This is a genomic window from Neobacillus sp. YX16, from assembly GCF_030123505.1.
Taxonomy (GTDB): domain Bacteria; phylum Bacillota; class Bacilli; order Bacillales; family Cytobacillaceae; genus Neobacillus.
Map to the genome: position 1 here is coordinate 999,455 of NZ_CP126115.1, position 22,221 is coordinate 1,021,675.

At 38.9% G+C, this 22,221-nt stretch carries 17 protein-coding genes; 12 read left to right on the forward strand and 5 right to left on the reverse strand.

Annotated elements, in window-relative coordinates; genetic code table 11:
* Positions 1-19: 19 nt before the first annotated feature.
* The 12 genes from QNH48_RS04855 (at position 20) to lacD (ending at position 15,988) form a co-directional block, all read left to right on the forward strand.
* On the forward strand, positions 20-3,517 hold the full coding sequence (locus tag QNH48_RS04855; RefSeq protein WP_283954009.1) for an endo-alpha-N-acetylgalactosaminidase family protein: 3,498 nt from the start codon (positions 20-22) through the stop codon (positions 3,515-3,517).
* Positions 3,518-3,789: 272 nt separating this feature from the next.
* On the forward strand, positions 3,790-4,521 hold the full coding sequence (locus QNH48_RS04860; protein WP_283954010.1) for a GntR family transcriptional regulator: 732 nt from the start codon (positions 3,790-3,792) through the stop codon (positions 4,519-4,521).
* Positions 4,522-4,694: 173 nt separating this feature from the next.
* The gene (locus QNH48_RS04865) at positions 4,695-5,873 is read left to right on the forward strand and encodes a LacI family DNA-binding transcriptional regulator (protein ID WP_283954011.1); all 1,179 of its coding nucleotides are present in this window, start codon (positions 4,695-4,697) and stop codon (positions 5,871-5,873) included.
* A 93-nt stretch (positions 5,874-5,966) separates the two neighbouring features.
* Complete coding sequence (locus QNH48_RS04870) at positions 5,967-7,241, forward strand: Gfo/Idh/MocA family protein (RefSeq protein ID WP_283954012.1); 1,275 nt, start codon at positions 5,967-5,969, stop codon at positions 7,239-7,241.
* A gap of 202 nt (positions 7,242-7,443) precedes the next feature.
* On the forward strand, positions 7,444-8,694 hold the full coding sequence (locus tag QNH48_RS04875; RefSeq protein WP_283954013.1) for an ABC transporter substrate-binding protein: 1,251 nt from the start codon (positions 7,444-7,446) through the stop codon (positions 8,692-8,694).
* A 167-nt stretch (positions 8,695-8,861) separates the two neighbouring features.
* Positions 8,862-9,704, forward strand: a complete 843-nt coding sequence (locus QNH48_RS04880; RefSeq protein WP_481858484.1) for a carbohydrate ABC transporter permease — start codon at positions 8,862-8,864, stop codon at positions 9,702-9,704.
* An 89-nt stretch (positions 9,705-9,793) separates the two neighbouring features.
* A complete protein-coding gene (locus tag QNH48_RS04885; RefSeq protein WP_283955682.1) occupies positions 9,794-10,552 on the forward strand; it encodes a carbohydrate ABC transporter permease in 759 nt (252 codons plus the stop codon).
* 258 nt (positions 10,553-10,810) lie between these two features.
* Complete coding sequence (locus tag QNH48_RS04890) at positions 10,811-11,680, forward strand: ROK family protein (RefSeq protein ID WP_283954014.1); 870 nt, start codon at positions 10,811-10,813, stop codon at positions 11,678-11,680.
* Between the two features lie 16 nt (positions 11,681-11,696).
* Positions 11,697-12,863: an SIS domain-containing protein gene (locus tag QNH48_RS04895; protein ID WP_283954015.1), complete on the forward strand. Its 1,167-nt coding sequence runs from the start codon at positions 11,697-11,699 to the stop codon at positions 12,861-12,863.
* 10 nt (positions 12,864-12,873) lie between these two features.
* The gene (gene nagA / locus QNH48_RS04900) at positions 12,874-14,040 is read left to right on the forward strand and encodes an N-acetylglucosamine-6-phosphate deacetylase (RefSeq protein WP_283954016.1); all 1,167 of its coding nucleotides are present in this window, start codon (positions 12,874-12,876) and stop codon (positions 14,038-14,040) included.
* Positions 14,037-14,963: a tagatose-6-phosphate kinase gene (gene lacC, locus QNH48_RS04905; RefSeq protein WP_283954017.1), complete on the forward strand. Its 927-nt coding sequence runs from the start codon at positions 14,037-14,039 to the stop codon at positions 14,961-14,963. Before nagA ends, lacC begins: the two co-directional genes overlap by 4 nt.
* Before the next feature lie 14 nt (positions 14,964-14,977).
* Positions 14,978-15,988 (forward strand): tagatose-bisphosphate aldolase, encoded by a 1,011-nt coding sequence (gene lacD, locus QNH48_RS04910; RefSeq protein ID WP_283954018.1) that lies wholly within the window; start codon positions 14,978-14,980, stop codon positions 15,986-15,988.
* Positions 15,989-16,158: 170 nt separating this feature from the next.
* Here lacD and adhE read toward each other — a convergent pair whose 3' ends face one another.
* The 5 genes from adhE to QNH48_RS04935 all read right to left on the reverse strand — a co-directional run bounded on the left by adhE (position 16,159) and on the right by QNH48_RS04935 (position 21,985).
* On the reverse strand, positions 16,159-18,762 hold the full coding sequence (gene adhE / locus QNH48_RS04915; protein ID WP_283954019.1) for a bifunctional acetaldehyde-CoA/alcohol dehydrogenase: 2,604 nt from the start codon (positions 18,760-18,762) through the stop codon (positions 16,159-16,161).
* Between the two features lie 92 nt (positions 18,763-18,854).
* Positions 18,855-19,082: a hypothetical protein gene (locus QNH48_RS04920; RefSeq protein WP_283954020.1), complete on the reverse strand. Its 228-nt coding sequence runs from the start codon at positions 19,080-19,082 to the stop codon at positions 18,855-18,857.
* Between the two features lie 167 nt (positions 19,083-19,249).
* Complete coding sequence (locus QNH48_RS04925; protein ID WP_283954021.1) at positions 19,250-19,639, reverse strand: SET domain-containing protein; 390 nt, start codon at positions 19,637-19,639, stop codon at positions 19,250-19,252.
* A gap of 120 nt (positions 19,640-19,759) precedes the next feature.
* Positions 19,760-21,490, reverse strand: coding sequence for an adenine deaminase (gene ade, locus QNH48_RS04930; protein ID WP_283954022.1), 1,731 nt, complete (start codon positions 21,488-21,490; stop codon positions 19,760-19,762).
* Positions 21,491-21,514: 24 nt separating this feature from the next.
* Positions 21,515-21,985 carry a nucleoside deaminase gene (locus QNH48_RS04935; protein WP_283954023.1) on the reverse strand — a complete coding sequence of 157 codons (471 nt, stop codon included), beginning with the start codon at positions 21,983-21,985 and terminating at the stop codon, positions 21,515-21,517.
* Positions 21,986-22,221 lie beyond the last annotated feature (236 nt).

Below are 22,221 nucleotides of genomic sequence, written 5' to 3' on the forward strand. Positions count from 1 at the left end.
TATTCAGAGGAGGGTATATATGAAAAATTCAAGAAATAAGTTTAAGAAAACGATTGCAGTACTTTTAGCTGGTTGTATGGTAGGCTCTACATGGTATGCGAATAGTTCCCTGGTACTAGCTGAGGGAAATACGGCAATTAAACAAGAAGGAAGTCAAATTATTCCACAAGGTTCACAAACGGTTATTTCTTCTGATCAAATGGACGTTCTTGTCGATGTGAATTTTCCAAGAGTAATTCAGTACAATTTAAAATCTGGAAATGGAGCAGGGAAGACTTTTTACGGACAGACTGAGGCATTAGATACAATCCTTATTAATGACGTAGCAGTAAAACCAAAAGTAAAAGCAATAGTTTCATCTGATAAAATTGAGTACAAGATGACTTTAATAGACGATAGTAACAATATCAATGCAGTAATTACTGCAGAATTGGTTGTTAAAGGAAATATTTTAGAATTCAATATTACAAAAATTGTGGACAACAAAATCGTAAAAACAATTGAAATTCCAAATCACAATTTAATTTCAGTAAATAGTAGTCAAAAAGATGCTGTACTAGATGGAGTACAGATGTCTACAAATACACACATCAATGGTGACAGACAGGTAAAGGTTGATAATAATTTGAATACGCAAGATGAAGAGCAAAAAGGATATATGTATGCTTTTCTTTCTAATGATGAATTAAGTGCAGGTATATGGTCTAATACGGAGAATAGTTTAGCAAAAAAATTAGATCCAAATTCTTATGCTGCAAAAACTGATGCACAAAGAATTACAGCTAAGGCTACGACTAATAGTGCAGGGCAAAAAACAATTGGTTTAAGTAGTACATTCTGGACGTATCAAAAATCAGAAGAGCATCGTAAGGAAGATGGCACTTTGGAGCTAGAAGATGAAACAGTAAACAAGGTAGATGAATTGCCATCTGCGAAGGTTGTTATTACTGGTGATGCTAATGGTGATAAAAAAATAAACTGGCAAGACGGAGCTATTGATTATAGAAATATTATGAACGAACCTCTAGGGTCAGAAAAGGTTCCAGACTTAGTTGGTTACCGCATTAGCATGAACTTTGGCGGTCAAGCCCAAAATCCTTTCTTAATGACTTTAGATGGAGTTAAGAAGTTTTCTTTAGGTACCGATGGACTAGGGCAATCTATTCTTTTGAAAGGTTATGGTAGTGAAGGGCATGATTCTGGTCATTTAAATTATGCAGATGTTGGAACTCGTATCGGTGGCGCAAAGGATATGAAAACATTGCTAGAGAAGGGTAAAGAATATGGGGCAACTTTTGGGATTCATGTGAATGCAAGTGAAACTTATCCAGAGTCAAAATATTTCCAAGAAGATCGTTTATTAAAAAATCCAGATGGAACTTATAAGTATGGTTGGAACTGGATTGATCAAGGAATAAACATTGATGCTGATTATGATTTAAGAAATGGTAGAGCACAACGATTCAAAGATTTGTATGACGTTCTTGGAGGCAAAAAGAATGATTTAGATTTTATTTATGTAGACGTTTGGGGTAATGGACAGTCAGGTGATAATAGTACATGGCCAAGCCGTCAGTTAAGTAAAGAAATTAACAGTTTAGGTTGGCGCTTAGGTAGTGAGTGGGGATATGCAAACGAGTATGATTCTACATTCCAACACTGGGCAGCCGATTTAACTTATGGGGGTTTTACTCTAAAAGGTATCAATAGTACCATCACTCGTTTCATTAAAAACGATCAAAAAGATGCATGGATTGGTAACTATCCCAAGTATGGTGGCGACGCGGATGCTCCATTATTATTTGGCTACAGCATGAAAGACTTCGAAGGATGGCAAGGTAGAAGTGACTACAAAGCTTATATGGATAACTTGTTTGCAGTGAACGTTCCAACAAAATTCATCCAACATTATAAAGTAACACAGTGGGAAGATGGAAATGCAGTTGAAATGACAGATAATAATAAAACTTACAACTGGGTACCAGGCATGAAGGCATTATTAAAAGATGACTCTGGTAAAAATACACTTGTAATTGAAAGAAAGTCTAATGATTTTGCAAATGATAAAGATGGTTACCGTACAAGAACTATGACATTTAATGGTAATAAAATATTTGAAGGTAAACCTGGTGATGAAAAGTATTTAATTCCATGGTCTTGGGATCAAAATGGTAAAAAATTGCCAGCAGCGAAGGAAAAATTATACCACTGGAATACAAATGGTGGAGAAACTACTTGGACTGTTCCAACTGGCTGGAAAGGTACAGTTAAAGTTTATGAGTTAACAGAATTAGGTAAAGAAAATGTGGAAGACGTTACGATTAAAAATGGTCAGATCACATTAAATGCAAAAAAATCTACTGCATATGTAATTCATAAAAGAGCGGAATCTAACAAAGATGTTAATTGGAGCGAAGGAATGCATCTTGTAGATACTGGCTTTAACAGCAATTCCTTAAAAGATTGGATAGTTACAGGAGATTCAGAAGCGGTTAAGATTACGAAGAGTGAAGGTAATAATAACATGTTAACAATCTCTAACAATAAAGAGAAAGTAAATGTTACTCAAAAAGTAACGGGATTAAAACCAAATACTAAGTATGCTGCTTATGTTGGTATAGACAACAGAAGTGAAGAACAAGCAAGTATAACAATTACTTCTAACGGCAAAAAGTATACAAATAGTACTGGTAAATCTATCGCTAAAAACTATGTTAGAGCTTATGCACACAATACTCTAGGCTCCGAGAAAGCAAAAGCAGATGGTCAAATGGCTTCAACAGTAGATGGAACAAGTTATTTCCAAAATATGTATGTATTCTTTGAAACTGGTCAAGAAGCATCTGATGTAACCATTGATTTATCTAGAGATGCTGGGAATGGTGCAAGTTACTTTGATGATATTCGTATCGTAGAAAATAACGCTAATAACCAAGTAAGCAGTAATCAATTCATACAAGACTTTGAAAATGTTGCACAAGGTATCTATCCGTTTGTAATTGGTAATATTGAAGGTGTAGAAGATAATAGAACTCACCTTGCTGAATTACATGCACCATATACTCAAAGAGGTTGGAACCAAAAACTAGTAAATGATGTTATTGCTGGTAAATGGTCAATTAAAACAAATGGTTTAACGCAACGTAACAAACTTGTATACCAAACAATACCTCAAAACTTCAAATTCCAACCAGGTGTAACGTATAAAATCACTTTTGATTTTGAAGCAGGTAGTGATGGAACTTACGCAGTAGTAACAGGTAATGCTCCATTTGAAGAAAAAGGAGTATTAACTATGGATGAATTAAAATCAACAGCAAGTAGCGATAAGGATGCAAAAGCTGGCACATATTCCTTTACATTAGAAGGGGATGCATCAGGTCAAAGCTGGTTTGGTATTTATTCTACTAACAAAGCTGCCGATACTCAAGGTGTGACAGGCTCACAAGCAAACTTTAATGGCTATAAAGATATTATGCTTGATAATCTAGTTATTGAAACGGTACCAAACAACTAGAATCAGTTGTTTTAAAATGGGGGAAATTGTCTGTAATGAACAGGTGCCTGTCGCTCCCTGAGTTTTGTCGAAGATTGATAAGTATTTTATTGGAATGTGAAAAATAGCGTCGAAGAGGGAAGTGTTTCTAACACTTCCCTCTGTCCTTTTTAAAAAGGTCTTTTTATATTTGTATCTGATTACCGTTAGTTGTTGGGTTGATTGTACAAGTGGTGATGATATAATTTAGGTTAATAAAAAATGTAAGTATGGTTTGGAGGAAGAGTAAAAAAATGGAACCATTGCAGCATGAAAGTTTAATTCCGTTATATCACCAACTAATGGAAAGATTAAAGGATTCGATTGAAAAAGGAAATTGGACACCTGGAGATAAAATCCCATCGGAAAATCAGTTAATGGACCAATTTGGTGTGAGCCGCAACACAGCCAAAAAAGCAATTGAGGAGCTCGTACAGGCCGGAATCCTTTACCGCATCCAAGGAAAAGGAACTTTTGTGGCAAAGCCGAAATTGCAGCAGTCATTGATGGGGTTCTACAGCTTTAGCAAAGTATTAAAAGAAAAAGGATTGAATCCCAAGGATATTATCTTGAAGATTGAAGAAGTAAAACCAACTGCAAAAATCCGGGAAGCGCTCCAACTTAGAGATGATGAGCATGTGATTGAAATGAAACGCCTTCGCTGTGCCAATAATGAGCCGTATATTTTGGAATCATCTTTTATTCCTAAAGGTGTGGTTTCCGATACGGAGCAGCTAAAGAAAGTGGGCGATATATCCTTATATGATTTATTTTCTCAACAATACAACATCGTGGTAACAAGGGCAAAAGAGGCATTTGAGCCCGTTCTCATCCGTGCTGACGAAAGTGAATATCTTCAAACGGAAGAAGGGCGTCCGGCATTGTTACTGGAACGAACCGCTTTTGATGCGAACGGATTGCCTGTTGAATTTTGTATATCCATTGTGCGAGGCGATCGCTGCCGCTTTTATACTGAACTAACATAAACGTTGAAAAACTCATAGCCCTTTTGTCTATGAGTTTTTTTTGACTTCAAAAATAAAATTTTAGTTGATGGGTTGACAGGTTAACTGCTAGGAGGTTATATTCAAATTAGCTAAATTTTCAGTCAAGAACTGAAAGTCATTTTTAAAAATTTCCGTATACCAACAACCCGTCAATGAATTGGGTGGAAGGACTCCTCTTTTACAAAACGTATAAAAATATTAAAGAAATTTCCGTAATGGGAGAAAAAACTGTTATCCTATTAAAAAAGGCGTTTAAGTTCAACCTAAGAGGTGTTTTAGCAGTGGCAAGATTAAAAGATATTGCGGAATATGTTGGCGTTTCCATTTCCACGGTTTCAAGAGTGATTCAAAATGATCAGACCAGAAATGTGAATCCGGAAACGAAAATGAAAATTTGGGAGGCAGTGAAGGAGTTAGGGTATATTCCAAATCAGCATGCTCGAAATTTAGTGACCAACAAGCAAGAAAAGAATAAGACAAGAACAATGAAAATTGGCTGGGTAGCCAATCCAAAATCAGCAGAAACGAACCCTTACTTTGCAACGATTTATACAGGTATTCGTGATACATTAGCAAATAATGATTACACTCTTATTAGTATTACCAAGGATGAAATCGAAAATGAGACACTGCTTCTTAAAACGATTCATGACTTGGGAATTGAAGGCCTGCTTCTACTCGATAAGATTGAAGATAGCCTTATCGAATATATTCAGCAACAAATTCCTGTAGTAGGGCTGGACTTTTATTATTCAGACAAAAACATGGCCATCGTAGACTATGATCGCAAAGCCGCCATCAATGCAGTGGTTCAGTACTTTGTAAAACAAGGACACCGGGACATCGGATTTATTGGCGGAGGTGTTGATGACACCATTGAAGATTTGTCTGCGGAACATCGTTTTAAAGGATTCCAGCAGGCCATGGTGGAAGCTGGCTTAGCGATTCAACCAGAATGGGTCATCAATACAAAGTGGAAAATGGAAGCCAGCTATCAGCAAATGAGGAATTTGTTAGAGCAGGAGCCGCTGCATTTGCCCACCGCTATGGTTTGCGCAAGTGATTTAATGGCCATCGCTGCAATAAGGGCTGTCAGAGAAAGTCATCTTAGAATCCCTGAGGACATCGCTTTTTTTGGTGTGGATAATCTGGAAATGGGAAAATATTCATCACCTCAGCTTTCAACGGTAGAAATCCCCAAATATGAAATGGGAAGAATGGCAGCGAAAACGATTATGGAAATGGTGGAAGAGGAAGTAAAACTTCCGATAAAGATGATTTTACCGTTTGAATTAGTCATTCGTGAGTCTTCTAAAATAAAACGAACCTAAAAGGTTCTTTTTTCAACAACTATTGGAAAACGTTTGGATTGAATCGGGAAAAATATTGGAAAACTAAATTTATTGAAGATAGGAGCGTTTAACATGAAACCACTGACAGCTATTTTGATCGGAGCAGGTGACAGAGGGGGAAGGGCTTATGCGCCTTATGCCTTAGAGTATCCGAATGAATTAAAGATTATCGGTTTGGCAGAGCCCAACAAAGAAAGAAGAATCAGATATCAGCAGGACCATCATATTTCTGATGAAAATTGTTATGAATCATGGGAAGAGATATTGAATCAAGAAACAAAAATTGCCGACATTGCCATTATCTGCACACTTGATCAAAATCATTTCAAGCCTACTATGAAGGCATTGGAATTGGGTTATCATGTTCTTTTAGAAAAACCAATGTCCCCAGATCCGGTCGAGTGTATTATGATGGAACGTGCTGCCCAAAAGTATAATCGCCAGTTTACCATCTGCCATGTCCTAAGGTATACGGAATTTTGGGCAACGATAAAAAAGATTATTTCTAAAGGGGACATTGGGAAGGTCGTATCTCTGCAACTAAATGAAAATGTGGAAGTCATGCATATGTCCCACAGCTTTGTCCGTGGCAATTGGAATAATAAGGGCAGGACGAGTCCGATGATTCTCCAAAAATCTTGTCATGATATGGATATTATTTCTTTTGTGATCGGCAAGGATTGTAAACAAGTTAGTTCATATGGTTCGCTCATGCATTTTAAGGAAGAAAATGCCCCCATTGGAGCACCAAATAGATGTCTAGATGGCTGTCCTGCCGAAATGGAATGTCCTTTTCACGCAGGCAGGTATTATCTTGGAGAAGGGAAAGGATGGGCAAAGAAATTTACAGAAGATGAAACAAACGAAGGCATTATAAAGGCATTGAATGAAACGCCCTATGGAAAATGTGTATATCGCTCAGATAATGATGTGGTCGATCATCAGGTGGTCAATATGGAATTCGAGGGTGGAGCTACAGCAACGTTCAGCATGTGCGGTTTTACAAGGGAACAAACACGGATTGTTCAAATCATGGGTACAAAAGGGGAAATACGTGGAAATATGGAGGAAAACCGTATATCCATCTTTGATTTTCTCACAAGACAGGAAACGGTCATCCATTTTGACAACCCCATTGGAGGACATGGCGGGGGAGATCAAGGCATTATGAGAACCTTCCTAAGAGAGATTCAATATGGAAATAAACAAGATAGTGTTTCTTCCGCTTCTGCATCCGTTAGAAGTCACCTAATGGCATTTGCTGCTGAAGAATCCAGGATAAATCAGGGTCAATCGATTAATATTGATGAATATTTTACTAGTTTAGCTGGAAGTGTTAAAAGTTAAAGAAATCTCCCAATATTAAAAGTTATCTAATTTAGGGAGGTGGTCATTGTCTAAAATTAGTGTTTGCAAGCTTCTCATACAGACTATTAGAGTTAGCAAAATTGTAAGGGTTATCATAGGGGAACAGGTCATCATACCATTCATGTCTAGGAGTACTTTTTTAGAAATCTACTAAACATTTAAGAGAAGGAAGGGAAACAAGATGAAAAAGTGGCTTATCATGCTTTTAACTGTATTTTTAGGATTACTGGGGTTAGCCGGATGTAGTGATAGTGATACCACCTCAGGAAATTCCAAGGATGGAAAAGTGGAAATAACGTACGGATTTTGGGATAAGAAACAAGTCCCTGCGATTGAAGAAATTATTAAATTATTTAACGAAAAGAATCCGAACATTAACGTGAAAATAGAGCTAACTCCTTATGGCCAGTACTTCCAGAAGCTTGAAACAGCTGCAACGGGGGGAGCATTGCCAGATGTTATGTGGATGAATGGTGCTCATGTTGAACAATATGCGGAAGGGAAGGTCATTCTCCCGCTTAGTGACCTTGCAAAGGAAGATAACTATAGCTTGGATAATTATCCGAAATCATTAATTGATCTCTACACGTTTGATGGAAAGTTATATGGTATTCCAAAAGATTTTGATACAACAGGTTTATGGTACAACAAAAAAATCTTCGATGAAGCGGGTGTTCCATATCCAGATGAAACTTGGGATTGGGACAAGTTAAAGGCGGCTGCAGAAAAGCTGACAAATAAAGATAAGGGCATTTGGGGCTATGCTGCTGTAATGGGCAACCAAGGTGGCTATTATGATTTCATTTGGCAAAATGGCGGTTATATTATTTCTGACGATCGAAAATCTGTAGGCTTTGACCAACCAGAGGCGATTGAGGCACTAGAATACAATATTAGTTTTATAAAGGAAGGTTTATCTCCAACACAGGCTCAAATGTCGGAAACGGCTGCCTCTGAACTATTTACTTCAGGAAAGATAGCGATGATGTTTGATGGTCCTTGGATGGTTCCAGAGTATAAGAATAATCCTGATTTGAATGTTGCTGTGGTACCGAAAGGAAAACAACGCGCGGTCGCAATTCACGGCTTATCCAATGTGATTGCTGCCAATACAAAACATAAAGATGCGGCATGGGAGTTTGTCCAATTCCTTGGCTCCAAAGAAGCAGCAGAAGTGTTTGCGAAAACAGGAACCGTTATTCCTGCCTTTAATGGTACACAAGATGCCTGGGTACAAGCCGTTCCTACTTTAAACCTTCAGGCCTATATTGATGGTGTAGAATACTCGGTTCCACTGCCTAGTGTGAAAAGCACAGGGGAAATTTGGCAGTATGAAACAGATGCTCTTAAAAAAGCTTGGAGTGAGGAAATAAGTGTTAAAGATGCTGTAAAAGAGTTATCGAAAAAGGCAAATGAGGCATTATCTAAGTAATGAAAAAATTGAAGAGGAGACTTGTTTCTTCTCTTCTTTTTTCTAAAAAAGGAGGGAATATTGTGAAGGGACTTCCTCTAAATGTTGAAGTGAAAACGAATAAAAAAATTAAGGTTTCTACTTTTGCGAAGACAAGGAAACGCTCCGATTACTTTTGGGCTTATCTCATGATTGCTCCAACCATGTTAGGCCTGTTTATTTTTTATCTGTGGCCAATCATTCAAACCTTTTACTTTAGTTTCACGGAATGGGGAGCGTTTGGACAGTTTGAGTGGACTGGGTTAGATAATTATAAGCGATTGCTTGAGGATACCAACCTTTTAAAATCATTTAAGAATACGGGGATTTATATCATTTTTACTGTCCCTATTGGGATTTTCTTATCTATTTTAGTAGCTGTTCTCCTAAACCAGAATATTAAGGGAAAATCGGTTTATCGCACATTATATTTTTTACCCGTCATAACGATGCCGGCTGCGATCGCCATGGTATGGAAATGGCTTTATAATTCTGATTACGGTCTTCTTAACTATCTTTTATCCTTGATCGGAATTAATGGCCCACAGTGGGTAAGTGATCCGAAAATTGCACTATATTCAATCATTGTTGTAGCCATCTGGAGTGGAATTGGTTATAACATGGTCATTTTCCTTTCCGGGCTACAAGGAATTCCGAAAACCTATTATGAAGCAGCGGAAATAGATGGAGCAAGCCCCATCAGGGTGTTCTTTAAAATTACACTGCCACTACTGTCACCGATTATTTTCTTTGTAAGTATTATGTCTTTCATCGGGGCTTTTCAAGTGTTTGATTTAATTTTCATGATGATAGGAAAAAGTAGTACAGCCTTGGAAAATACGCAATCAATCGTTTATTTATTTTATCAGCATGCTTTCGTATTAAACGATAAGGGATATGCAGCCGCCATCGCAGTTCTGCTATTAATAGTGATTCTGATTATTACAGCCATTCAAATGGTTTTACAGAAAAAATGGGTTCATTATGACTAAAGGAGGGAGACGCATTGGAAAAAGCGAAACAGCTTGTGATAAGTAAGACATTCCTTATCCATTTCGTGCTCATTGTGGGATCGGTTGCAATGGTTGTGCCTTTTTTATGGATGATTCTAACTTCATTAAAAACCTATGCTGAGTCTATCCATGTTCCGCCTGTTATTATTCCAGAGGATTTCCAATGGGGAAACTATAAAGAAGTTTTTGGGCTCTTGCCTTTTTTGAAATTTATGTATAATACCTTCATTGTTACCATCTTACGGACAGTTGGGCAGTTGTTTTTGTGTTCGTTAGCTGCCTATGCCTTTGCCCGCATTGTATTTCCTGGCAGGAATTTTCTGTTTATGTTAGCGATATCTGTTTTAATGGTTCCGGGGCAAGTGTTTTTACTGCCGCAATATATGATTATGGTGAAATTGGGTTGGTTGAATTCATTGCAAGCGGTCATTGTTCCTGGTTTGTTTAGTGCCTTCGGTACGTTCCTGCTCCGTCAATTCTTTATGGGGCTGCCTAAAGAATTGGAAGAAGCAGCCAGACTTGATGGCTGCAACCATTTCCAAATTTACTGGAAGATTATGCTTCCTCTCGCTAAACCTGGTTTGATTGCATTGGGGATTTTCACTACTCTTTGGAGCTGGAATGAGTTAATGTGGCCGATGATTGTGAATAGTTCTCCAGAATCTATGACTCTTTCTGTCGGATTGTCCTCGCTCCAAGGTCAATATTTAACAAATTATCCTATCCTTATGGCAGGATCGTTTTTAGCCATACTGCCAATGCTGATTTTATTTATTTTCTTGCAAAAGCAATTTATTGAAGGCATTGCTGTAACAGGTGGAAAATAAAATTTGTTCCCAACCCATTGGGTTGACCCTACAAGTTGGTGTGGTATAATATAATTACTTACAATAATCAGATCATTATACTCATAGTCTACTTTCTATGAGTTTTTTAATCGACAAACTTGTACCATCAACCCAATGTCGTGAATCGGGTGGCATGGACTTTTTGAAGAAAACTCAACTACCCGATTACATTAATTTTTTTAACAGATAAGCAAGGATACTCGAATAAATCAAAATGGATAGTAGAGGTGTAAGAAAATGAAAATGGCAATTGGTATTGATATCGGCGGGACAAAGATTGCAGCAGGAATCATTTCCGAATCAGGAGAATTGCTTCATCGCACAGAAGTAAAAAGTGATCCTTATGACCGGGAGAACATGTTTAAACAAGTAGTAACAGTGGTGGATCAAGTACTTGAAGGGACATCATTATCAGAGATTGAAGGTATTGGCGTCGGAGTACCAGGCAAAGTCGATCGCGAGAATGGCATCGCCGTTTTTCAAAACAATTTGCCTTGGCAGCAGTTTCCAATTGCCGCCCGATTACAGGAACAATTTGGCGCCAAGACGATCACTACTGACAATGATGTTTATATGGCGGCTTTTGCTGAGTGGAAAACGGCCAAGGGAAAAACCAACGAGACCTTTGTCTATGTGACGATTAGTACAGGAATTGCCTGTTCGATCATCCATCATGGATCCTTTTTTAGAGGAGCTGGTTTTGCCGGGGAACTGGGGCTGATTCCGGTTCTTTCGAAGGAAGGCAATGAGAGATTGGAAAAAATTGCGGCAGGCCCAGGGATCCAGAAAATAGCGGGGATTCCAACCAAGGATGTCTTTACTGGATATTTAAACGGGTCACAGGAATTTCAGTCAGTCATCGATGATGTGACCGCACATTTAGTCCAAGGACTCTATTCCATTTCCTGTTTATTAGACCCGCATAGAATAGTTTTCGGTGGTAGTGTCATTGTTAATAACCCATTTTTGCTTGAATTAATCAAAGAAAAACTAAAAATCTATCAACTTCCTGAACAGCAGCATCTTTTAGACCAGATGAGTATCAGTACATTGGCGCAGAATAATGGCGTTGTTGGTGCAGGATTACGCGTATTTGAAAGAATCTAAAAGGAGTGGTTGAGATATGTTTACATTAAGTCAAGAAAAATTAGTGCCATTAGGGGCATCGATTACAACAGCGGAAATAAAACAACAGCCTGAATTATGGGCTGAAACCTTTGCTTTGTATACGGATAAAAGCAGGGAAATAGAAGAGTTTTTATTTAAACTATCTACGAAATACAGTCGGGTTCGAGTAATTTTTACAGGTGCCGGAACGTCTGCCTATGTTGGTGACACCGTCACACCATACCTAAAAGAAAAAGTTGATGAAAACCAGTGGGAATTGCTGAGTATTCCGACAACCACTTTGGTATCCAATCCCTATCAATTCCTAAAAGCGGATATGCCAACCTTACTCGTTTCGTTTGCTCGAAGCGGTAACAGCCCGGAAAGTGTTGCTGCTGTACAATTAGCTGGGCAAATCGTAACCGATTTGTATCAAGTAACAATTACTTGTGCTAAAGAGGGTCAATTAGCCAAGCGGACTGTAGGGGATGAAAAAAATTTATTGCTATTGATGCCCGAAAAATCGAATGATCAAGGATTTGCGATGACGGGAAGTTATACGTGCATGGCGTTAACGGCGTTACTCGTTTTTGATTCATTATTAATTGAAGAAAAATCGACGATTGTAAAAACGATTCAACAAATGGGTGAGAGTGTCATTCAAAGAGAAGACGTCATCCAAGCTATGATCGATCATGATTTTGACCGAATTATTTATCTAGGCTCTGGCAGTTTAGAAGGTTTAGCGAGAGAAGCACAGTTAAAAATATTAGAGCTGACTGCAGGTAAAGTTGTCACCGCCTTTGATTCACCATTAGGATTCCGACATGGTCCTAAATCCTTTGTGAACGAAAAATCATTAGTTTTTGTGTTTGTTTCCAACCAACCTTATACACGTCAATACGATTTAGATATGTTAAAAGAAATGCAGCAAGATAACATGGCCAGCTATATTTGTGCCATCGGGGTTGATGGAGAAACTAATTTTGATGGGAACACATTTGGATTCGACAGTGAGACCAAGTTCGTACCGGATGCTTACTTAGCATTACCATTTGTCATGATTGGGCAAACGGTTTCATTGCTCGCTTCAGTAAAAGTAGGTAACACGCCAGATACTCCTTCACCGACAGGAACGGTGAACCGTGTTGTTAAAGGCGTAACTATCTATGAATATCAATAGGGGAATAAGCATGTCCAAGTATATCTTTGCAGAAACGTTTTTTCTTGAGGAAAAGGTTGAAGGGCCTGGATTTTTGGAAATAAAAGATGGAATATTCGGAAGTTTTTCAGAAAACAGCCCAGATGCTGCGGCTGAAATCATTGATTACACTGGGTATTGGATTGCTCCTGGTTTAGTAGATACCCATATTCATGGCTTTAGAAATCACGATATTATGGACAATGATTTTGAAGGTTTGAATCAGATTTCTAAAGGGCTCCTCTACTGCGGAGTTACCTCGTTTTTGCCGACAACCTTAACCTCCTCAACTGAAGAGTTGAATCATGTTGTTGAAATGATTGGTACTAATTACAAGAAAGTTCGTGGAGCCAAAATTAAAGGGATTTTTTTGGAAGGTCCGTTTTTTACAGAAAAGCATAAAGGGGCACAAAACACGAAATATTTTTGTGACCCGTCGGTTGATCTATTAAAAGTTTGGCAGAAATTATCCAATGATTCTATTAAAAAAATTGCGATTGCGCCCGAAAGAAATGGTGCAGCGGAATTTATTGAATATGCGGTAGGAGAAAAGATTGCAGTGGCATTAGCCCATAGTGACGCAACATATGAAGAAGCAAAGCAGGCGGTTGAAAAAGGAGCTTCGATTTTTGTTCATACCTTCAATGGAATGAGCCCGCTGCATCATCGTGTGCCAGGGATGGCCGGTGCAGCGATGAATTTGAAAGATGTATTTGCCGAAATCATATGTGATGGGCATCATGTTCATCCGGCAGCTGCAAACATTTTAATGAATGCCCGCGGCAGAAATCAAACCGTTATGGTAACCGATTGTATGATGGCTGGAGGAATGCCAGAAGGAAACTATCAATTGGGAGAATTCCCTGTCGAGGTGAAAGCAGGTGCAGCCCGCATCGAGGGGGGGAGTCTAGCAGGCAGTATTTTGCAGCTGAAAGAAGCTGTCAAAAATGTCGTTGATTGGGGAATTGCGACACCGGAGGAAGCGATCTATATGGCGAGTACCGCTCCCGCAAAAAGTATTGGGCTGGATGGGGAATGTGGGAAAATTGCTGAGGGGCACTCTGCTGACTTTATTGTGTTGAATCCTGATCTGAATTTAATTGCGACTTATCTTGATGGTGTTTGTCGTTACCATTTACGGAAAGAGGGAGTGCGATGATTTTAGCCGTCACAATGAATCCATCCGTGGATATTTCCTATCCGATACATGAATTCAAGTTGGATGCTGTGAACCGTGTGGAAGATGTTCGAAAATCTGCTGGCGGTAAAGGCTTGAATGTTGCACGGGTGATTGCACAAATGGAAGAAAAAGTCCTAGCAACCGGTGTGCTTGGCGGTACCATCGGCGATTACATCGTTCAGGAATTAAATAAAAGCCATATTTCCAATGACTTTTTAAAAATCGAAAAGGAATCGAGGAATTGTATTGCCATTCTTCATGAAGGGATGCAAACGGAAATTTTAGAATCTGGGCCAACCTTGACAAATGAAGAAGGGACAGATTTTTTAGAGAAATATGAAGTCCTGTTGGCTAAAGTTTCCTTGGTGACGATTTCAGGCAGTTTGCCGAAGGGGCTGCCGGTGGATTTTTATCAGCAAATGTTAGCGGTTAGTCAGAAGAAGGGAATTCCGGTGATATTGGATTCGTCAGGAGAACCGTTACGAGCAGCCTTGGTACATAAAGAAAAACCATTTGCGATTAAGCCGAATATTACGGAAATATCTCAGCTGCTTGGCGTGGAAGTGGATAGCAGGATAAGCAGTTTGAAACAAGCTTTAGATCATGACTGGTTTAAAGGGATTGACTGGATTGTCGTCTCGATGGGTGGGGATGGTGCTTTTGTAAGACATGGTACGGAAGATTACCGGGTCACTCTCCCAAAAATAGACGTGGTAAATCCGGTTGGTTCCGGAGATGCTGTCGTTGCAGGGTTAGCTGTCGCACTGAATCGAAATCATTCGGTCGATACTGTGCTGAAAACGGCTATGACTACGGGGATGCTCAATACGATGGAAGCCGGTACGGGATCGATTAATATGGCAAAGTTCGAACAGTATTTTGATTTAGTAAAAATAGATTGATAGGGGGAAAATCGATGCTAGAATTAACAAAAAACAAGTTGGCTGCTTTAAAACGTTTGTCTGATGAAAATGGTGTTATTGGTGCTTTAGCGATCGATCAACGCGGCTCATTGAAAAAAATGATTGCCGCTGGGAGTACAAACCCGGTTGGAGATGAAGGCATTATCCGCTTTAAAGAATTGGTTTCTGAAGAATTAACTCCTTATTCCACTGCAATTCTATTAGATCCAGAATATGGACTCCCAGCTTCTAAAGTTCGCAGTAAGGATGCCGGTTTATTGGTAGCCTATGAAAAGACCGGATACGATGCAACAGCTGTAGGCCGTCTGCCTGATTTATTGCCTGAGTGGTCAGTGAAACGGTTGAAAGAAGCTGGTGCAGATGCAATCAAATTTTTATTGTACTATGATATCGATGAAAATGAGAAAATCAATGACTATAAACATGTTTATATGGAACGGGTTGGTTCGGAATGTGCGGCCGAGGATATTCCGTTTTTCTTAGAAATCGTCTCCTATGATGCCAGCATTGATGATGTTAAAAGCATAGAGTATGCCAAAGTAAAGCCGCATAAAGTGATTGAAGCAATGAGGGAATTTTCCAAACCACAGTATCAAGTTGATGTTTTGAAAGTAGAAGTACCTGTGGATATGAATTTTGTTGAAGGATATTCAGAGGGTGAAACCGTTTATAGTAGGGATGAAGCTGCTGCGTATTTCAAAGAGCAAAGTGAGTCCACCGAGCTGCCGTTTATCTTTTTAAGTGCAGGAGTAAGTGCGGCATTATTCCAGGAAACATTGAAATTTGCCAAACAATCCGGTTCGACCTTTAATGGCGTGTTATGCGGACGTGCCACCTGGAAAGACGGAGTTGCCCCATTCGCTTCCGGTGGTGAACAGGCATGCCGTGAATGGTTACAACTCATTGGCAAAAAGAATATTGAAGATTTAAATGTTGTTTTGAAAGAGTCCGCCAGCTCCTGGTTTGAAAAGGTTAAAAATAATAATAGTTTCGCAGCTTATTAATTTAGTGGCTATACCCAAGAGTTTTGGTCACTTGAAGGCCAGCTTTCGCTTTTATTATTTGAAAAAGGCCGGACTCATCATGAGCCCGGCCTTTCGCTAATATAGGTAGTGATATGGATAAAAAAACCATCTAAGTTCTAGATGGCTTCGCTTGATTTCATAAAACTCTTTTAAACTCCCTTATATGCTTTACGATAGATTTCAGCCAATTCTGTTACTAAAGGGAGTTTAGGATTTGCAGTAGTACATTGGTCTTCAAATGCTTTATCTGCGAGGTAGTCAACCTTGCTTTCGAAAGTGTCAGCATCTATATTATTTGCCTCAATACTCATAGGGATTTCAAGCTCTTTTGCAAGGCGAATAATTGCTAGAACAAGGCTTTCAACTCCTTCTTCCGTGGTATTCGCAGGCAGTCCAAGGGTTCTTGCAATTTCCGCATAACGCTTATCTGCAACAAAATGTGCATATTTCGGGAATGCTGTAAACTTATTCGGTTTGGCAGCATTATAGCGAATGACATGTGGCAGTAATATCGTATTTGCACGTCCGTGAGCGATATGGAATTCTGAGCCAAGCTTATGGGCAAGGCTATGATTGATACCAAGGAAGGCATTCGCAAAGGCCATACCAGCAATCGTTGAAGCATTATGCACTTTTTCACGTGCCAATTCGTCACTGCCATTTCGATACGCTCTTGGCAGGTATTCAAATACAAGCTGGATTGCCTTCATCGCAAGTCCATCTGTATAATCATTCGCCATACAAGACACATAAGCCTCAATCGCATGAGTCAAAACGTCCATTCCCGTATCTGCTGTAATATGTTTAGGAACAGTCATTACAAATTGTGGATCAATGATTGCTACGTCTGGTGTTAATTCATAATCGGCGAGCGGATATTTAATATTTGCTTCCTTATCGGTTATAACGGAGAAGGAAGTTACTTCTGACCCTGTTCCAGAGGTGGTTGGTATTGCTACAAATTGTGCTTTTTCACCTAACTTAGGATATTTCACAATCCGTTTTCGGATATCAAGAAATTTCTGTTTTAAACCAAAGAATTCTGATTCTGGATTCTCATAGAACAGCCACATCCCTTTGGCAGCATCCATCGCTGAGCCACCTCCAAGTGCAATGATTACATCTGGCTGGAATTTAGCCATCATTTCGGTACCCTTCATAACCGTTTCAATGGATGGATCTGGTTCTACCTCTGAAAAAATTTCACAATGAACATAATCAGGACGTTTTCTTAAATAATAAAGTACCTTATCAACATAGCCTAGTTTCACCATTCCGGGGTCCGTTACAATAAATGCTTTAGAAATCTTCGGCATTTTAGCTAAATACTGTGTTGAATTTTTCTCGAAATAGATTTTGGACGGAACTTTAAACCATTGCATATTAACATTCCTTTGGGCTACTTTTTTAATATTGATTAAGTGAATCGCACCAACGTTAGTGGAAACAGAATTTCCTCCGTATGAACCACAGCCAAGGGTTAGTGAAGGCATATAAGCATTGTATATATCACCGATGGCACCCTGTGAAGATGGGGCATTGACAATGATTCTTCCAGCTTTCATCCGGTAGCCATACTGCTTAATTACATTTTGGTCTTGGGAATGGATGACTGCAGAATGTCCTAAACCGCCAAACTCCAACATTTCTTCTGCTCTATCTAGTCCTTCTTCAAAACTGCTGACCTTGTAACACGCTAGGACTGGGCTTAATTTTTCTCTTGATAGCGGGTATCCTGGTCCGACACCTTTTATTTCAGCGACAAGGATTTTTGTGTTTTCGGGAACGGTTACTCCTGCCAATGCAGCAATTTTACTTGCAGCCATTCCAACAATATTCGGATTAACGGCACATGAAATTTCATTAATAACTAATTTTTCAACTTTTTCTTTTTCTTCTTCATTTAAAAAGTAACAATTATTTGCAATCATTTCATTTTTGACTTGAGAATAAATTTCTTGATCAATAATAACTGCCTGTTCAGATGCACAAATCATTCCATTGTCAAAAGTCTTTGATAGAATTAAGTCATTCACGGCTTGATGAATATTGGCCGATTTCTCCATATAGCATGGAACGTTACCTGGCCCAACACCGAGGGCTGGTTTACCAGAGCTATAAGCGGATTTGACCATTCCTGCACCGCCAGTTGCAAGAATCATCGATATCTTTGAGTGATTCATCAGTGCTTGTGTAGCCTCAATAGATGGCGTTTCAATCCATTGTATGCAATTCTCAGGAGCGCCTGCCTTTATCGCTGCATCCCTAAGGATTCTTGCCGCCTCGCTGCTGCATTTTTGTGCGGATGGATGGAAGGCAAAAACGATTGGATTCCTTGTTTTTATGGATATAAGTGCCTTAAACATCGTGGTGGATGTTGGATTGGTTACTGGTGTCACACCTGCGATCACACCAACTGGTTCGGCAATTTCAATAATTCCTTCGTGTTCGTTTTCGTTAATGATTCCGACGGTTTTATCATATTTGATATTATGATAGACATATTCAGTTGCAAACATATTTTTAATAATCTTATCTTCATAAACGCCTCGTTTGGTTTCCTCAACAGCAAGTTTTGCAAGCTGCATATGCTGATCAAGGCCAGCTAAGGCCATTTGCTTTACAATCGCATCAATCATATCTTGGTCAAAGCTGCGGAATTCTTCTAACGCTGTTAGACTATTTTCTACCAAGGTATCAACCATTGTAGTTACACTTTGTATGTCCTTGCCCATTTTTTCTGCCACTGCCATTTTAATTCCTCCAATTACTTAAGATTTTGTGAAATGTTTCACAAGTACTTATAAAAAAATAATAAAAAACAGAATTTATATGACTTACATTGTTACTCGCATACAGGGTTTCGTGGTATCTTTTCAAAGGATATGTCAGTAAGGACCTTTGAATATTTTTTTACAATGACGACAAAGTTTACTGTCCATATATAACTTGGAATGCTTTCGTTATCTTTGAACATCATTGCCTCAAATTCATCACCAACAGTATCTTCGAAAGTTTCTTGGGTATACGTTTCAGAATCTGTTGAAAAGGATTTCCATTCACATAGCATCATGTCATATCACTCCTTGTGCTCTTTATAGATTTATAATAACACCGATTTCGGATAAAAGTTTGTGAAATATTGAACAAAGTTTGAAATCTTAACAAATATACCAAAAATGATCCTTTTTTCCTAAATGGAGGAAAAGGAGGCAAAAAAACAGCCCAATCGATGGGCTGTTAGTTATCTTGTTTTTCTTTATCGAACCAAAGCAGTTCTTGATCCTCTTCATCGCCATTATAGTTGATAAGAATCTCTTCGCCTGCTTTAATGTCTTTGTATGCAAAAAAATCAAAGGTATGGTTTGGAAAATTTATCTCATACGTAGCATTTGGCTGATAGGAATGATTAAAGAGCATTCCATACCCTAAGAGAAGGCATGTGTGGTTGATTCCATATTCAAATGCATAATCGGCAAGCAAGGTTTTTTCAATATGTTCATGCTCCGCATTTGGATAGGCGATAACGGGTGCTTCATGGATCAGTTCGCCTTTTTTTATATCACGTTTTGCAAATACGCCTCTATTGAACTCCCCATCGCTGAGTTTTGATATTTTTATTTCTATCATGTTCGTCACCTACATTTACTTTCCTTGAAGTCAATTATCCTTTTAGTTTGACAGGTAATTGCATTGAAAGCAACCGTTTTCGGTTAACTCGCATGATAGTATGTCTAATAAGCTCAAAATTTAATCAGGACTGATCGTAATATGTTCAAATTTTGATACCTTAAACAAGCCTTTGTCCGTAAGTTTTAGTTCCGGAATGACAGGAAGAGCTAAAAAGGAAAGGGTTAAAAAGGGATTAAAATGACTGTTTGCTCCAAGCTTTTCGAGAGCAATATGAAGGCTATTTAGACTCACATATACTTCCCGGTAAGGGCGGTCAGATATTAATCCTGCAATGGGCAATTCTAATGATGCGAGGATTTGGCCATCTTTAATGACAATCATCCCGCCCTGCATTTTTTTAATCGTGTTTGCTGCTAGTACCATATCGCCGTCATTGGTTCCAGCAATAATGAGGTTATGTGAATCATGGGCAATCGTGGTGGCAATAGCACCATTTTTTAACCCTAAGCCTTTGACAATTCCTAAACCAATTTGCTTCGTCATATGATGACGCTCAATTACGGCTAGCTTTAATTGATCAGCCGTAATTGAGGGTTGGAAGAGTCCTTGATCACAGAGATCCACTTCATCCACAATATGCCGTGTGATAAGGCTGTTAGGAATGATTTGGATGATATTAGCTTTTTTAGAGGGTAAGGGAATGTTTAAATTATTTTCCACGATATCATCAAAATGGACTGACTCTTCCAAACCATTCTTATGATTATTACTACAATCAATTATCAATTTTCCATCTTGGACGACTGCCATTCCATCCTTATATACATGTGATATTCTGACACTTTCAAGGTCATCAACGAAGGAAAAATCAGCTTTGTAACCTGCAGCGATAGCTCCCTTTTCTTGAAGCCCAAAACATTCCGCGGCATTGATGGTAGCCATTTGAATAGCGGTTATAGGGGATAGTCCTTCTGCAATCGCCAGCCTTACGTTGTGATCAATGCTGCCCTCCAGCACAAGGTCATCTAAATGTTTGTCATCTGTAACAAATAAACATCTGCGGGAATTGTACTGATTTACAACCGGAATCAAATTGCGTAAATCCCTTGCAACAGTACCCTCACGAATCATTAAATACATTCCGCTCTTAAGGCGCTCTTTAGCTTCTTGTGCTGTTGTACTTTCATGGTCTGTCACAATACCAGCAGCCATATACACATTCAAATCTCTCTCAGACAATCCCGCGGCATGGCCATCGACTTTTTTGCCAAATCGTTTCGCATCAGATATTTTATTCAGCATATCATCCTCAGCATGAAGGACTGCAGGAAAATTCATAACTTCTGCTAATCCCAGGACTCGTGGATGTTGATAAAAGGGTTTTAAATCCTCCGCTTTTAAAATCGCACCTGAGTTTTCAAAGCTTGTGGCTGGAACACAAGAGGGAAGCATAATATAAAAATCGAAAGGAAGGTTTTCTGAAGAATCGAGTATATACTGAATACCTGGAGCACCTAAAACATTCCCGATTTCATGGGGATCTGCAATAACTGTCGTAACTCCATGAGGAAGAAGGACTTTAGCGAATTCACTTGGTGCAACCAAGGACGATTCAATATGAACATGACCATCAATGAAGGCAGGAAGTACATACCGTCCGTTTGCATCCACATTATGCTTTCCTTCATATTTACCGACACCTGCGAAATATCCATCTACAATGGCGATATCACCTTCTATTATTTCTCCGTTAAACACATCAATAATCCTGCCATTTTTAACAACGGTATCCGCAGGTTCTTTTCCTGAAGCCACTGAAATTCTTCGGGTTAATTGATTTCTTTCCATTGCTCAACACCCTCTAACTTTGAATTAGTATTCTACTTTATTCTTTGAGTTTTCCCATGTTCGAAAAGGAATATCACCATCGTCAGGAAAAAGTTGCTTCATGGGTATTTTTCGAAATTCCATTGGTAATTCAAGCTGGTCATAAATGAATTGATCATCAAACCCTATCTTGGCCGCTTCCTGTTTTGTGCAAGCATAGTAAACGGCCTTCGGTCTCGCCCAGTAAATAGCACCAATGCACATTGGACAAGGTTCACAGCTCGTATATATTTCGCAATCCGTCAGTTGAAAATCCTTTAAGTAGCTGCAGGCCGCGCGAATAGCTTGGACCTCTGCATGTGCAGTTGGATCGTTAGAGGAGGTCACTTCATTACGTCCAACCCCAATTATTTTTCCATCCTTCACCACAATGGCTCCAAACGGCCCACCGTGATTGGTTAGGACATTCTGGAGCGCTTCCTCGATTGCTTTTTGCATAAAATGAAAATCTGACATGTAACCTCTCCATTCTTTCGTATATTTTTTTTCATATCTATATAACCTGAACTACATTATTCTCTAATACACATAGAATTTCTTTCTTGTTGTAAGGTTTGTTGTCATACTTTTTATGGCAGCGACTCTTAAAAAACTATGGTAGATTATATGTCACTTATGTGGATACTATTTCGGCATTTGGATAGTATAGTGAAAAAATGGCTGGACGAGTTTGCTAATCATTAAGATCTGAC